The sequence below is a fragment of the Xanthobacteraceae bacterium genome (assembly GCA_019454205.1).
Lineage (GTDB): Bacteria > Pseudomonadota > Alphaproteobacteria > Rhizobiales > Xanthobacteraceae.
In genome coordinates this window covers 3,019,136-3,033,653 of sequence record CP075369.1, presented here as the reverse complement: position 1 = coordinate 3,033,653, position 14,518 = coordinate 3,019,136, and the positions used below count along the sequence as shown (strand labels likewise).

Here is a 14,518-nt window from a genome sequence, read left to right as displayed (position 1 = left end):
TCTTCTAAAGAAGAGGAGGAACGATCATGGCCGATAAACCCGTCGTCATGACCACCGCGGGCGGCGCGCCCGTCGCCGACAACCAGAATTCACTGAGCGCAGGCCCGCGCGGCCCGCTGCTCATGCAGGATTTCCACCTGCTCGAAAAGCTCGCGCACCAGAACCGCGAGCGTATCCCGGAACGCACCGTGCACGCCAAAGGCTCCGGCGCGTACGGAACGCTCACCATCACCAAGGACATTTCGCGCTTTACCAAGGCGAGTGCGCTGCAGCCCGGCAAGAAGACCGAAGCGTTCCTGCGCTTCTCGACGGTCGCGGGCGAACGCGGCGCGGCTGACGCCGAGCGCGACGTGCGCGGCTTTGCGCTGCGCTTCTACACGGACGAAGGCAACTGGGACATCGTCGGCAACAACACGCCGGTCTTTTTCCTGCGCGACCCGCTGAAGTTTCCGGATTTCATCCATACGCAAAAGCGCCACCCACGCACCAACATGCGCTCCGCGACTGCGATGTGGGACTTCTGGTCGCTCTCGCCGGAAAGCCTGCATCAGGTGACGATCCTGATGTCTGATCGCGGCCTGCCGCAGACCTACCGCCACATCGACGGCTTCGGCTCGCATACCTATTCGTTCATCAACGCGAAGAACGAGCGCTTCTGGGTCAAGTTCCACTTCAAGACCGAGCAGGGCATCAAGAACTGGACCAATGCCGAAGGTGGCGTGCAGATCGCGAACGACCGCGAGACGCACCAGCGCGACCTTTATGAAGCGATCGAGCGCAAGGAATTTCCGCGCTGGAGGTTCTACGTGCAGGTGATGCCGGAAGAGGAAGCCGGCAAACACTGGTACAATCCGTTCGACCTCACCAAAGTCTGGCCGCACGCGGACTACCCGCTGATCGAAGTCGGCGTGCTGGAACTGAACCGCAACCCGGAAAACTATTTCGCGGAAGTGGAGCAGGCCGCGCTCGCACCGTCGAACATCGTGCCCGGCATCGGCCATTCGCCGGACAAGATGTTGCAGGCGCGCATCTTCTCTTACGCGGACGCGCACCGCTATCGCGTCGGCGTCAATCACCACCAGTTGCCGGTGAACAAGCCGCGCTGCCCGGTGTACACCTATCACGCGGACGGTTCGATGCGGCTTGCGGGCCATTCGAACCCGAACGCCTATTACGAGCCGAACACGGTCGGCGGCCCGGCGCAGGCGGAGCAGTATCGCGAACCGCCGCTGAAAATCTCCGGCGACGCGGACCGCTACAATCATCGCGACGGCAATGACGACTACCGCCAGCCGGGCGACCTGTTCCGCCTGATGACGGCGGACCAGAAGCAGCAGTTGTTCTCGAACATCAAGGCTGCGATGGACGGCGTGCCGGTCGAGATCATCAAGCGCCAACTTGTACACTTCTACAAGGCCGATCCCGAATACGGGAAAGGCGTTGCGGCCGCAGTCGGCGTAGAGATCGACGCCGCGATTGCCGCCGAATAATTCCGGCATTCGCCTGCTTCACATAACAAGAAGGGCGGCCTCACCGGGCCGCCCTTTTTCATTCCGCAACACCGCGCCCTGCGCGTTCAGAAGTTTGTCATGCGCGCGATCTGCATCAGCAATCCTTCGGCGACGGCAACGGAGGAAGCGGATGGCGGCGAGAAGGCAATCCTGATCTTGACGAACTTGCTGTTGCGCGCGCCGAGGCAGAGCACGCTGTCCTCCTGTCCGCCGTCCTTGCGCGTGATCGTAAAGCGCTGGCAGGAAAAGAACGGGTCCTTCGCCGCCGGATATTCGAAGCGTTCGCCTTCCTTCACTTCCGAATAAATCCCGCTCTGGCGCGCAAGCTGGATTTCGCGTCCCACAATAGTGAACTCCTGGCGCTGTTCCTCGGAGCGAATATCGGCGGAGATTTCCTTGCGGCCGCGGTCGTAGACGAAAATATCCGCGCGGTGTCCAGCCGCCGCATAACGGATGCCGTAACCGAAGCCGGGCCGGGTCTTCTCGAAATCGGTGACGTTGATGCGCTTCAGCGTGCCAAGGCTGTCCTCGAAGCGGAAGCCATAAACATTCACCACTTCCTGCGCGGGCGCGGAAACGGACGCGGCCGCCAGGGCGGCGAAAGCGAGCGCTGCAACAAACGCGCGTTTCATCTTAGCCGGCGTCTTTCGCACCGTTCTTCGCTTCTTCGCGCAGCACTTCCGGGTTCGGCATCGCAATCACGTTGTAGCCGGAATCGACGAAGTGGATTTCGCCGGTGACGCCGCCCGCGAGGTCGGACAACAGGTAAAGCCCCGCGCCGCCGAGTTCTTCCAGCGTCACGCCGCGGCCCAGCGGCGAATGGCGCTGCTGGAACGCGAACATCGCGCGCGCATCGCCGATGCCGGCACCCGCGAGCGTGCGGATCGGACCGGCCGAGATCGCGTTGACGCGGATTTTCTGGTGGCCGAAATCGACCGCGAGATAGCGCACGCTCGCTTCCAGCGCCGCTTTGGCCAGACCCATGACGTTGTAATTCGGCATGGCGCGGTCGCCGCCGTTATAGGTCAGCGTCAGCATCGCGCCGCCGTTCGGCATCAGTTCAGCCGCGCGCTTCGCGCTCTCCGCGAAGGAGAACGCCGAAATCACCATGGTGCGCTGGAAGTTTTCGCGCGAGGTGTCGGCGAAGCGGCCCTTCAACTCGTTCTTGTCGGAGAAGCCGATGGCGTGAACATAGAAATCAAGGGTGCCCCATTGCTTCTTCAGTTCGGCGAACACCGCATCGACCGTGGAAATATCCTCGACGTCGCAAGGCAGCACGATCTTCGAACCCAGCGATTCCGCAAGAGGCCGCACGCGGCGCTCAAGCACTTCGCCCTGATACGTAAAGGCAATCTCGGCACCATGCCGGCTTAGCGCCTGCGCAATGCCCCAAGCGATGGAGTGGTCGTTCGCAACGCCCATGATCAGGCCGCGCTTTCCCGCCATCAATCCCTGCATACGAACCTCGATCTTTTTACAGATTAAAACGAATTGCCGGCGTCAGGCGTCAACGTGCTTGAACACGAGCGTGGCGTTGGTGCCGCCGAAGCCGAACGAATTGGACAGCACGCAGCCGAGCTTCACGTTGTCCTGACGCTGGCGCACGATGGGGATGTCCGCGAACAGCGGGTCGATCTCGTCGATATGCGCGCTCTCGCAGATGAAACCGTTGTTCATCATGAGCAGCGAATAGATCGATTCCTGCACGCCGGTCGCCCCCAGCGAATGGCCGGTCAGCGACTTGGTGGCGGAGATCGGCGGGATCTTGCTGCCGAACACTTCGCGGATCGCCTCGATTTCCTTCTCGTCGCCGATCGGCGTCGAGGTCGCGTGCGGATTGATGTAATCGACCGGCGGCTTCACGCCTTCCAGCGCCATGCGCATGCAACGCATTGCGCCTTCGCCGGACGGCGCGACCATATCGTGACCGTCCGAGGTTGCGCCGTAGCCCGCGATCTCGCCGTAAATCCTCGCGCCACGCGCTTTCGCCTTTTCGTATTCCTCAAGCACCAGCACCCCGGCGCCGCCCGCGATGACGAAGCCGTCGCGGTTCTTGTCGTAGGCGCGCGATGCGCGCGACGGCTTGTCGTTATAGCCGGAAGACATCGCGCCCATGGCGTCGAAGAGAACCGAAAGCGTCCAGTCGAGTTCCTCGCAGCCGCCGGCGAAAATCAGATCCTGCTTGCCGTTCTGGATCAGCTCGTAGGCGTTGCCGATGCAGTGGTTCGAGGTCGCGCAGGCGGACGAGATCGAATAGTTGAAGCCCTTGATCTTGAACCAGGTCGCGAGCGTCGCCGACGCAGTCGAGGACATGGCCTTCGGCACGGCGAAGGGGCCGACGCGCTTCGGGCCTTTTTCTTTCGCGGTGATCGCGGACTCGACGATGGTCTTCGTCGAGGGGCCGCCGGAACCCATGATAATGCCGGCCTTCGGATTGGAGATTTCTTTTTCTTCGAGACCCGCGTCGCGGATCGCCTGATCCATCGCGACGTGATTCCATGCGGTACCACCGCCGTGGAAACGCATAGCGCGGCGATCGACAATCGCGGCGGCATCCAGTGTCGGCGCACCGGCGACCTGGCTGCGGAAGCCGAGCTTGGCCTGATCTTCGGAGAAAGTGATGCCGCTTTTCGCTTCGCGGAGCGAGGCCAACACTTCCTGCGTGTTGTTGCCGATGGAAGAAACGATACCCATTCCGGTAACGACAACCCGCCGCATTTCGCTTCCCTTCGATAGTTTCGCTGCCCGTTGAACCGGGCGCGCCGTTTCAGGCTCGTTTTAAATCGCGCCGCTTACGCCGCCGCCGGAGCAGCGCCGTCCTTGAACAAACCGACCTTCAAATCGCTGACCTGATAGACGAGCTGACCGTCGGCCTTGAGCCAGCCGTCGGCAATGCCGAGTACCAGCTTCGAGCGCATCACGCGGCGGAATTCGACGCCGTAAACGAGCTTCTTCATGGTCGGGAGAATCTGACCGGTGAGCTTCACTTCGCCTACACCAAGCGCGCGGCCGCGGCCTTCCGCGCCGACCCAGCCCAAAAAGAAACCCACCAGTTGCCACAGGCCATCGAGGCCGAGGCAGCCCGGCATTACCGGGTCGCCCTTGAAGTGGCAGGAGAAGAACCAGAGGTCCGGCTTCACGTCGAGTTCGGCGCGGATAAAGCCCTTGCCGTTCTCGCCGCCGGTTTCGGAAATCTCGGTGATGCGATCGAACATCAGCATCGGCGGCAGCGGTAGCTGGGCGTTACCGGCACCGAACATTTCGCCGCGCCCGCAGGCCAGCAGGTCTTCGTATTCGAAACTTGCGCGCTTCTCGGCCATGTCGCTGGGATTCGCCTGTGCTGTGGTTCGGGGAGCTTCCCCTAACACATGGTTTTCACATCTGGAAGGCGATACCGGCCGGACCCGGCTCCATGCCATTGAAAAGACTTGCTTTTCCGAGATTTGTTGCGCGACGGAAGGCTGCGACATATTATAGGAGCCAACCAGCCGCCAAGACGGGAGCCAAAGGCCCTGTCCAAGCCAGCATGGTTGCAATTCGTTTTCACAAGCGTACTGGCTGCTGCAATGGCTGAACATATGAACGAAACGCGGACCCGACCGGTGTTCGAAGAAGACGATCTGGAATTGCCGGTTGATCGCCTGCGCGTCGCACCGGCTGCGGGACGCCGCACGGGCTGCCCGTTCCATGACGTACGCGCGATGCTGCGCGATGTCGGCCTGCGCCCGACCCGTCAGCGCCTTGCGCTCGGCTGGCTGCTGTTCGCCAAGGGCGACCGGCACATGACGGCGGAAACGCTGCACGAGGAAGCGCTGCGCGCGCGTTTCCCGGTCTCGCTCGCGACCGTCTACAATACGCTGCACCAGTTCACCGAAGCCGGATTGCTGCGCGAAGTCGCGGTCGACGGTTCGAAGACCTATTTCGACACCAATGCTTCCGACCACCACCACTTCTTCGTCGAAGGGCAGAATCAGCTCCTCGACATTCCGGGTCCGGAAGTGATGGTCGATCGCATGCCGACGCCGCCGGAAGGCTACGAAGTCGCGCGCGTCGATGTGGTCGTGCGCCTGCGCCGCAAGACGCAGGGCTGATCCCCGCTCACTCGATCGTTTCGTCCGGGTAGACGCCCCACAGGCGTGTCTGCTCGATGTATCCGTCGAAGCGCTCGCCGCTGATGCGGCACCAGCCTTCGCGGCATTGACGCACGTTCGCGAGCACGCCGGGCTGCAACTGCGCCATGACACGCTCGCCGCGCGCGCGGTCATAAATGGGAAGTGTCGCTTCCTTCGACGCGGGCGCGATCAGCGCGGTGCGCCGTCCCGCTAACAAGGCCTGATGCACCCAGCCTTCCGCGCCTTCCGAGTCGCGGATCCGCCGCCAGGTCTCGAACTCGGCCACGATCTCGACCGGCAGACCGGCGCGGGCAAATGTCCATTTGATGTCGTGCTTCTGCGTGGGACCGACGCGGACATGGGTGCGGTCGCTGCGCAGGCTGGCAAATCGCGGAAGCGGAAGACCGCTATACTGTCCGGTACCTTGCGCCGCGGCTGGGCCGGGAACCGGAAAACCGCTCGCGATCAGCGCAAACAGGAGGAGCAACAGGCGGCGGCGCTTCATTATCGTTCCGTCTCGTTCTTCCCCCTGGCCGCAAACAAACCGTCACGGGACGCGCTGTCAATGGGTGTCCGGGCGGCTGTTTGCGTTTCAAAACCCCTCTGCTAGAAAAATCCCCCACCCGCCGGGCAGGTCCGGCTTCACGATTATCCGCTATCCGACGCGAAAGACGGGAACGGAGCGATGCCAAAGAAAAAGCCGCTCGTCGTCGTGACCAGACGACTGCCCGACATCGTCGAAACGCGGATGCGCGAACTGTTCGACGCACGTCTCAACGTTGAAGACCGACCGATGAGCCAGGCCGAACTCGCGGAAGCGGCTCGCATGGCGGACGTACTGGTGCCGACGATTACCGACCGCATCGATGCCGGCGTGCTTTCGCGCGCAGGCGAAAACCTGAAGCTGATCGCGAATTTCGGCAACGGCGTCGATCACATCGACGTCGCAACCGCACTGGCGCGCGGCATCACGGTCACGAATACGCCGGGCGTGCTCACCGAAGACGTCGCCGACCTCACGATGGCGCTGATCCTCGCGGTGCCGCGGCGCATCGTCGAAGGCGGCACGCTGCTGACTTCCGATACGGAATGGGCCGGATGGTCGCCGACCTGGATGCTCGGCCATCGCATGCAGGGCAAGCGGCTCGGCATCATCGGTATGGGACGGATCGGCTCGGAGGTCGCGAAACGCGCCAAGGCATTCGGCCTGCAAATCCACTACCACAACCGCCGCAAGGTCGCGGCCGATCTCGAGGAAGAACTCGAAGCGACCTACTGGGACAGCCTCGACCAGATGCTGGCGCGCATGAACATCGTGTCGGTGAACTGCCCGCACACGCCAGCTACCTATCATCTGCTCTCGGCGCGGCGGCTGAAACTGATGAAACCCGACGCCTATATCGTGAACACCGCGCGCGGCCACATCATCGACGAAGGCGCGCTGGCGCGCATGATCGAAGCAGGCGAACTCGCGGGCGCGGGTCTCGACGTGTTCGAGCAGGAGCCGGCAGTCAATCCGAAACTCCTGAAACTCGCGCGCAACAATAAAGTCATCCTGCTCCCGCACATGGCGTCTTCCACCATCGAAGGCCGCGTGGACATGGGCGACAAGGTCATCGTCAACATCAAGACCTTCATGGACGGCCACCGTCCGCCGGACCGCGTGCTGCCGTCGATGCTCTAGGCCGATCCGCCGTGATCGACCACGTTTCCCTGATCGTCGGCGATATAACGCGCGCCGAGAAATTCTACGACGCAATCATGCGCGCCCTCGGCTATCCGAAGGTCGTGCGCGACTCGGAGCGCATCGGCTACGGCGAGCGCTCCTCTGCCGATCATCCCGAGCGCTGCTACATTTCCATCCGCGGCGGCTTGCCGAAGCGCAGCGAGTCACGCCGCCACTGGGCGTTTCGCGCGCCGTCGCGCGCAGCCGTGATCGCGTTTCACCGCGACGGTCTGGCCAACGGAGGAACGGACGACGGCGCGCCGGGGCTGCGCGACTATCACGAACACTATTTCGCGGCGTTCCTGATCGACCCCGACGGCAACCGGCTCGAAGCGGTTTGCCACCGCGCCGAAGGTTAAGCCGGCAGGCGGGATTTTTTCTCCACAGGCGCGCTGCCGGAGAGCGGATTCTCCGGCGACCAGCCATAGCGCAACGTCTCGAAGCGCATGGTACGCGCGTCGATCATCAGTAGTTTTCCGACGAGGCTTTCGCCGAAGCCGACGATGGCGCGGATGACTTCGAGCGCGGCAATCGTTCCGGCGATGCCCGCCATCGCGCCGAGGATTCCCGCTTCCTCGCAGGCGGGAACCGTTCCCGGCGGCGGCGGTTCGGGAAACAGGCAACGGTAGGTCGGGTTCGGTTCGCCGTTACTGTTCTTCTCATGCGCGCGGATGGTGGTGATCGCGGCATCGAAGGTGCCGAGCGAGGCCGTCACCAGCACCTTGCCGGTGCGATAGCAGGTATCGGAGACGAGATAGCGCGTCGTGAAATTGTCGGAGCCGTCGAGCACGATGTCGTAGCTCTTCACGATGCGCGAAGCGTTGCCATCGTCGAGACGAACCGGATGCACCTCGACCGCGACGTTCGGGTTGAGGCGCGCAATCGCGCTTGCCGCGCTCTCGGTCTTCGGACGGCCGAGATGCGACATGGCGTGGATCACCTGCCGTTGCAGGTTCGAGAGCGAAACCTTGTCGTCGTCGACAATGCCGAGCGTGCCGACGCCGGCGGCCGCGAGATAAATTAGCGCCGGCGAGCCGATGCCGCCCGCGCCGATGACCAGCACGCGCGCAGCCTTCAGCTTCGCCTGGCCGGGGCCGCCTACATCGCGCAACACGATGTGGCGGGCGTAGCGTTCGAGTTCTTCTGCCGACAGGGCCATTTTCAATTCCACCTCGCGCGCGGCGCGTGCTTCAGCTTATCATAGCCGCATGGCCGGGTACGAAATGCGGCAAGGACGGCGCGCCTTCCTCGCGTTTTGCCTTAGCGCGCTTGTTTGCGCCGGACCCGCAAGCGCGCAACACGCCGAGCGCTGCCCGCGGCTGGTGTCGCAAAGCCCGCTCCGGCTGTTTCAGCCGGTGTCTTTCCAGCTCGCGCAGGCGCAATCCGGCGAAGTGCGCATCACCTTCGTGGGCCATTCGACCTTCCTGATCGAAAGCCCCGGCGGCATCAAAATCGCCACCGACTACAACGACTATGTGCGCCCCGACACGATCCCGCACATCGCGACCATGAACCGCGCGCACTCGACCCATTACACGCTGAACCCCGACCCCGGCATCAAGCACGTGCTGCACGGCTGGGGCAGCGGCGATACGCCCGCGAAGCACGAAGTCGAGATCGGCGACGTCTGGCTGCGCAACGTGCCGACCAACATCCGCGACTGGGCGGGCGGCACGATCCCGGACGGCAATTCGATTTTCGTGTTCGAGGTGGCGGGATTATGCATCGCGCATCTGGGACACCTGCATCACACGCTGGCGCCCGCGCATCTCGATGCGCTCGGCCGGATCGACGTGGTGCTGGTGCCGGTCGACGGCTCATTCACGCTGAACACCGAAGGCATGGTGGAAGTGCTGAAACAGATCGACGCCCCGCTCGCGATCCCGATGCATGTTTTCGGCGAAGCCACGCTCGCGCGCTTTCTCGAAAAGACCGGCTCGATCTACGAAGTGAAGCGCGCCGAGACGCCGACGCTTACGGTTTCGCGCAAGACGCTGCCGAAGCAGCGGACCATGATCGTGTTGCCGGGTCGGTAACTCCTCATGGTGAGGAGCGGGCGGAGCCTGCGTCTCGAACCATGAGGAAATCAGTTCATCCTTCGAGACGCGAGCGCTTCGCGCTCGCTCCTCAGGATGAGGATAAAGGCTTCAAATATCCACGTTCGCGGCGAGCGCGTTGCTCTGGATGAAATCGCGGCGCGGCTCGACTTCGTCGCCCATCAGCTTGTTGAAGAGTTCGCCCGCCTCGTCGACCTCTTTCACCTTCACCTGCAACAGCGAACGCGCGTTGGTGTCGAGCGTGGTTTCCCAAAGCTGGTCCGGGTTCATCTCGCCGAGGCCTTTGTAGCGCTGGAGCGAAAGGCCCTTGCGGCCGGTGTTCACGGCCGCTTCGTACAGGCCCACCGGGCCGAACACCGTCACCTCGTCGTCCTTGCGCACGAGCTTCGCGGGCTTGGCGTAGATTTCCTGCAACTGCGCCGCCATCTGGTCGAGCTTGCGCGCGTCGAGCGAGTTCAGGAATGCCTGATCGACGCTGACCACGTCCTTAACGCCGCGCAGCGTGCGCGTGAATTGAAAACCGTTCTCGTCGGACATGCCTTCCCAGCCGCGCTCGGTTTCGTCGGAGAGCGAGTCGAGCCGCTTCGCGACATAGGCCGCGGCCTGATTGGCGCTTTTCGCATCCGCCAGCACTTCCGGCGACAGCGCGCCTGCAATCGCGACCTGCTCGACCACGCGGCGATCGTAGCGCGGATGCAGGCCGCGCAGCACCGCGCGCGCGGTACGCGCCTGCTCGACGATGGAAGCGAGGTCCGCGCCCGCGCGTTCCTGTCCGTTCGCGAGTTTCAGCACGCCTTCGGAAAGGCCGCCTTCGATCAGGTAATCATCGAGCGCGCGCTCGTCTTTCAGGTATTGCTCGGACTTGCCCTTCATCACCTTGTAGAGCGGCGGCTGCGCGATGAAGAGGTGCCCGTTCTCGATGATCTCCGGCATCTGCCGGAAGAAGAACGTGAGCAGCAACGTGCGGATATGCGCGCCGTCCACATCGGCGTCGGTCATGATGATGATCTTGTGGTAGCGCAGCTTCGAGACGTCGAAGTCCTCGCGTCCGATGCCGGTGCCGAGCGCGGTGATCAGCGTGCCGATCTGCTCCGAGGTCAGCATCTTGTCGAGGCGTGCGCGCTCGACATTGAGGATCTTGCCGCGCAGCGGCAGCACTGCCTGGAAGCCGCGGTCGCGGCCCTGCTTCGCGGAGCCGCCTGCGGAGTCGCCCTCGACGATGAACAGTTCGGATTTCGCCGGATCGCGCTCCTGACAGTCCGCGAGTTTGCCGGGGAGCGAGGCCATGTCGAGCGCGCCCTTGCGGCGCGTGAGTTCGCGGGCCTTGCGCGCGGCTTCGCGCGCGGCAGCCGCTTCGACCACCTTGCCGACCACGGACTTCGCTTCCTGCGGGCGTTTCTCCAGCCAGTCCTGCAACGCGTCGTTCACGATCTGCTCGACCACGGGACGCACTTCGGACGAAACCAGCTTGTCCTTGGTCTGCGAGGAGAACTTTGGGTCCGGCACCTTCACGGACAGCACGGCGGTCAGGCCCTCGCGGCAATCTTCGCCGGAGAGCGTGGTCTTTTCCTTCTTCGCCATGCCGGAGTTTTCGGCGTAGCCAATCACTTGCCGGGTCAGCGCGGCGGCGAAACCGGTGAAGTGCGTGCCGCGGTCGCGCTGCGGGATGTTGTTGGTGAAGCAGAGCACAGCCTCGTGGTAACTGTCGTTCCACGAGATCGCGCATTCGACGGTGATGCCCTCGCGCTCGCCCTTGATCATGACGGGTTGCGCGATCAGTGACTGGCGGTTGCGGTCGATGTATTTGACGAAGGCTTCGACGCCGCCCTCGTACATCATCTCCTCGACCTTCGGCTCCGGCCCGCGCAAATCGGACAAGAGGATGCGAACGCCTGAATTGAGGAACGCCAGTTCGCGCAGGCGATGTTCAAGCGTCGCGAAATCGAACTCGACCTTGGAGAAGGTTTCCTTGCTCGGCAGGAAGGTGACGCGCGTGCCCTTCTTGCCGCCCGCGTCGCCGACCACCTTCAGCGGCCCTTCCGCGTCGCCGTGGCGGAAGCGCATGGCGTGTTCCTTGCCGCCGCGCCAGATGGTGAGGTCGAGGTATTCGGACAGCGCGTTCACGACCGAGACGCCGACGCCGTGCAGGCCGCCGGACACCTTGTAGGAGTCCTGGTTGAATTTTCCGCCCGCATGAAGCTGGGTCATGATGACTTCGGCCGCGGAGACGCCTTCGTCCTTATGGATGTCGGTCGGGATGCCGCGGCCGTTGTCGGTGACGGTGCAGGAACCGTCGGCATTCAGCGAAACCGTGACTTCGGTCGCGTGGCCGGCGAGCGCTTCGTCGATCGCGTTATCGACGACCTCGTAGACCATGTGATGCAGGCCGGAGCCGTCATCGGTGTCGCCGATATACATGCCGGGACGCTTGCGGACCGCATCCAGCCCTTTCAGGACCTGAATGGAATCCGCGCCGTATTCGGCGGGTGCTTTACTGCCGGCGGCCTTCGCCATGAATGGATTTCCGTCGCGATTCGAGGATCGAAATGTGAGGTGAATTATACCTCATATGGGGGTCCAAACGCTCCGAAAAAATACCCCATGGCGCGGGAAATGTGACGGCCTAGTCCATTGATATTATTCGTCTATTCAGGACGAAAGCCGCGTCTTCGAGGCCCCGTAACGAAGTCCGGAAACGGCGCCCTCCGGGCGCGATTTTTTTGACGTTCCGGGCCGCTACGAAAGGCGCGAAATCGTCCCCGGCGTCACGCGAAAACGCCGCGCGGTCTCGTCGAATGTCTCGAACGCGCCCTCGTCCACGCCGCTCACGAACACCTGTGCGCCGAGTTCGCGCAACGCCGCGAACAGCGCGGCGCGGCGCTCGGCATCGAGGAAGGCCGCCACGTCGTCGAGCAGCACCACGGGCGCGAAGCCGTGCATCTGCGTCACCAGCCGCGCGTGCGAGAGAATGAGACAGACGAGGAGCGCCTTGCGCTCGCCGGTCGATGCACGCGAAGCGTCGATCGCCTTCTCCGCATGCATGACGAGGAGATCGGAGCGGTGCGGACCATCGAGCGTGCGCCCTGCCGCGCGGTCGCGCGCGCGGTTGTCGCGAAGCTGCGCGCGGTAGCGCTCCTCGACTTCGGTCGCGCTCTCGACCGCGAGCGAGCGCTCGATCTCGCCTTCGAGGGCGATCTGCGCAGTCGGGAAGGCAGCGGGATTTGCATTCGCCACAATCTCGGCCGCAAGGCGGCGCACGGTTTCGCTGCGCGCGGCGGCGACGGCAACGCCCAGTTCCGCCACTTCGTGTTCGACGGCATCGCACCACTGCGGATTGAAGTTCGGGGATTCCAGCAAGCGGTTGCGCGAACGCAGCGCGCGATCCAGCGCGGAAACGCGCGCGCCATGCTCGGCGTCGATTGCAAGCACGAGCCGGTCGAGGAAGCGCCGCCGCTCGGCCGCGGGACCGAGAAACAGACCGTCCATTTCCGGGATCAGCCAGATCACGCGCAGATGTTCGGCGAACTGCGTGACCGACGTCGCCGGCTCGCGGTCGATGCGCGCGCGCCTGCTGACCGGAGCGCCCTCGACCGGGACGTCGATGCCGGTGCCGAGCGCCGCCTCGCCCAATGCGCCGTCGATTTCGGCGGCGACCGCCCAGGAGCCATCGCCCTCGATGGCGGCAACATCTTCCAGCGTTGCGCGGCGCAGGCCGCGTCCCTGCGTCAGGAAGGAAATCGCTTCGAGCAGATTGGTCTTGCCCGCGCCGTTCGCGCCGAGCAGCAGCACCGAACCCCCGCCCGTATCCAGCGCCGCGGCGCGGTACGAACGGAAGTTCGAGACTTTCAGCGAAAGAATGCGGGCGTGCGGCGGCACGGCTGCAACGCGCGGGACGCGGTTCAAACCCGCATCGGCATCAGCACGTAGAGCGCGCCGGCGGTTTCCGCGTCCTCGATCAGGGTCGGCGAACCGGGATCGGCGAGTTTCAAACGCGCCTTGTCGCCGGAAATCTGGCCGAGGATGTCGAGGAGGTAGCGGCCGTTGAAGCCGATATCGAGCGCCTCCGAACCGTATTCGGCTTCGAGTTCCTCGTTGGCGCTGCCCGAATCCGGGTTGATGACGGAAAGCATCAGCTTGCCGTCGGAGAGCGCGAGCTTCACCGCGCGGCCGCGCTCGCTCGACACGGTGGAAACGCGATCCACCGCATTCGCGAACTCGCCGCGATCAACGACCAGCGTCTTGTCGTTGGAAGCCGGGATCACGCGGCCATAGTCGGGGAACGTGCCGTCGATCAGCTTCGAGGTCAGCACCGCGCGGCCAAGCGTGAAGCGGATCTTGGTGGCGGAAAGCTCGATCTTCACAGTCTCGCCCGCGTCATCGACGAGGCGATGGACTTCCATCACGGTTTTGCGCGGGATGATGATGCCGGGCATGCCCTTCGCGCCCTTCGGCGCGTCGACTTCCGCCTGCGCGAGACGGTGGCCGTCGGTCGCGACCGCGCGCAGCTTCTCGCCGCCCGACTCCGCGACATGCAGATAGATGCCGTTGAGGTAGTAGCGCGTCTCTTCGGTCGAGATCGCGAACTGGGTGCGGTCGATCAGGCGCTTCAGGTCGGCGGCAGGCAGGCTGAAGGTGTGGCTCATCTCGCCGGCGGCGAGATCGGGAAACTCGGTTTCCGGCAGCGCCTGCAAGGTGAACTTGGAGCGGCCCGCGCGCACCTGCAACTGCGTGCCGTCGCCGGAGCTTTGCAACTCGACCTGCGCGCCTTCGGGCAGCTTGCGCACGATGTCGTGGATCATGTGCGCGGGAACGGTGGTGGAGCCGGTCTGCTTGCCCTCGCCCGGCACGGTCTCGACGATTTCGAGATCGAGGTCGGTCGCCTTCAGTTCGACGCTCGCCTTGGTCGCCCGCAGCAGCACGTTCGCGAGAATGGGGATCGTGTTCCGGCGCTCGACCACGCGATGCACGTGGGCGAGAGACCTGGCGAGTTCGGCGCGTTCGATAGTGACCTTCATGGGACGATCCGGCGGGTGCTTTCTAGATTGTTCGTTTTCTAGATTGTTCCGGCGGCGGGCGGCTTTTTGAGCCGCGCGGCGCCGCCGGGGAGCGATA

14 protein-coding genes are annotated in these 14,518 nt (G+C 63.8%); 5 read left to right on the top strand and 9 right to left on the bottom strand.

Features of this window, described 5'->3' with window-relative positions:
- The first annotated feature begins 26 nt into the window (after window positions 1-26).
- Window positions 27-1,490, top strand: coding sequence for a catalase (locus tag KF794_15380; GenBank protein ID QYK45098.1), 1,464 nt, complete (start codon window positions 27-29; stop codon window positions 1,488-1,490).
- A gap of 86 nt (window positions 1,491-1,576) precedes the next feature.
- On the opposite strand, the gene KF794_15375 is transcribed toward KF794_15380, so the two are convergent.
- From KF794_15375 to fabA, 4 genes are all read right to left on the bottom strand, one after another.
- On the bottom strand, window positions 1,577-2,143 hold the full coding sequence (locus KF794_15375; GenBank protein ID QYK45097.1) for a hypothetical protein: 567 nt from the start codon (window positions 2,141-2,143) through the stop codon (window positions 1,577-1,579).
- Window position 2,144: 1 nt separating this feature from the next.
- Window positions 2,145-2,969 carry an enoyl-ACP reductase FabI gene (gene fabI, locus KF794_15370; GenBank protein QYK45096.1) on the bottom strand — a complete coding sequence of 275 codons (825 nt, stop codon included), beginning with the start codon at window positions 2,967-2,969 and terminating at the stop codon, window positions 2,145-2,147.
- Window positions 2,970-3,011: 42 nt separating this feature from the next.
- Window positions 3,012-4,229: a beta-ketoacyl-ACP synthase I gene (fabB, locus tag KF794_15365; GenBank protein ID QYK45095.1), complete on the bottom strand. Its 1,218-nt coding sequence runs from the start codon at window positions 4,227-4,229 to the stop codon at window positions 3,012-3,014.
- A 74-nt stretch (window positions 4,230-4,303) separates the two neighbouring features.
- The gene (fabA, locus tag KF794_15360; GenBank protein ID QYK45094.1) at window positions 4,304-4,831 is read right to left on the bottom strand and encodes a 3-hydroxyacyl-[acyl-carrier-protein] dehydratase FabA; all 528 of its coding nucleotides are present in this window, start codon (window positions 4,829-4,831) and stop codon (window positions 4,304-4,306) included.
- A 258-nt stretch (window positions 4,832-5,089) separates the two neighbouring features.
- Between fabA and KF794_15355 the strand changes: the two genes are divergently transcribed.
- On the top strand, window positions 5,090-5,602 hold the full coding sequence (locus KF794_15355) for a transcriptional repressor (GenBank protein QYK46737.1): 513 nt from the start codon (window positions 5,090-5,092) through the stop codon (window positions 5,600-5,602).
- A 7-nt stretch (window positions 5,603-5,609) separates the two neighbouring features.
- Here the strand turns inward: KF794_15355 and KF794_15350 are convergent, their stop codons facing one another.
- Complete coding sequence (locus KF794_15350; protein ID QYK45093.1) at window positions 5,610-6,128, bottom strand: aspartyl-trna synthetase; 519 nt, start codon at window positions 6,126-6,128, stop codon at window positions 5,610-5,612.
- A gap of 180 nt (window positions 6,129-6,308) precedes the next feature.
- Between KF794_15350 and KF794_15345 the strand changes: the two genes are divergently transcribed.
- Together KF794_15345 and KF794_15340 are read left to right on the top strand one after the other, a co-directional pair.
- Entirely contained in the window at window positions 6,309-7,307 is a 999-nt protein-coding gene (locus KF794_15345) for a D-glycerate dehydrogenase (GenBank protein QYK45092.1), read from the top strand.
- Between the two features lie 11 nt (window positions 7,308-7,318).
- Complete coding sequence (locus KF794_15340; protein ID QYK45091.1) at window positions 7,319-7,708, top strand: VOC family protein; 390 nt, start codon at window positions 7,319-7,321, stop codon at window positions 7,706-7,708.
- On the opposite strand, the gene KF794_15335 is transcribed toward KF794_15340, so the two are convergent.
- A complete protein-coding gene (locus tag KF794_15335; GenBank protein QYK45090.1) occupies window positions 7,705-8,508 on the bottom strand; it encodes a HesA/MoeB/ThiF family protein in 804 nt (267 codons plus the stop codon). The two genes, KF794_15340 and KF794_15335, sit on opposite strands and share 4 nt — an antisense overlap.
- Window positions 8,509-8,572: 64 nt before the next feature.
- Here KF794_15335 and KF794_15330 point away from each other — a divergent pair, with 64 nt between their 5' ends.
- Window positions 8,573-9,385 (top strand): MBL fold metallo-hydrolase, encoded by an 813-nt coding sequence (locus tag KF794_15330; protein ID QYK45089.1) that lies wholly within the window; start codon window positions 8,573-8,575, stop codon window positions 9,383-9,385.
- A gap of 111 nt (window positions 9,386-9,496) precedes the next feature.
- Here the strand turns inward: KF794_15330 and gyrB are convergent, their stop codons facing one another.
- From gyrB to KF794_15315, 3 genes are all read right to left on the bottom strand, one after another.
- Entirely contained in the window at window positions 9,497-11,920 is a 2,424-nt protein-coding gene (gyrB, locus tag KF794_15325; protein ID QYK45088.1) for a DNA topoisomerase (ATP-hydrolyzing) subunit B, read from the bottom strand.
- A gap of 222 nt (window positions 11,921-12,142) precedes the next feature.
- Window positions 12,143-13,282, bottom strand: coding sequence for a DNA replication/repair protein RecF (gene recF / locus KF794_15320; protein QYK46736.1), 1,140 nt, complete (start codon window positions 13,280-13,282; stop codon window positions 12,143-12,145).
- Between the two features lie 23 nt (window positions 13,283-13,305).
- Window positions 13,306-14,421, bottom strand: coding sequence for a DNA polymerase III subunit beta (locus tag KF794_15315; GenBank protein QYK45087.1), 1,116 nt, complete (start codon window positions 14,419-14,421; stop codon window positions 13,306-13,308).
- Between the last annotated feature and the right edge of the window lie 97 nt (window positions 14,422-14,518).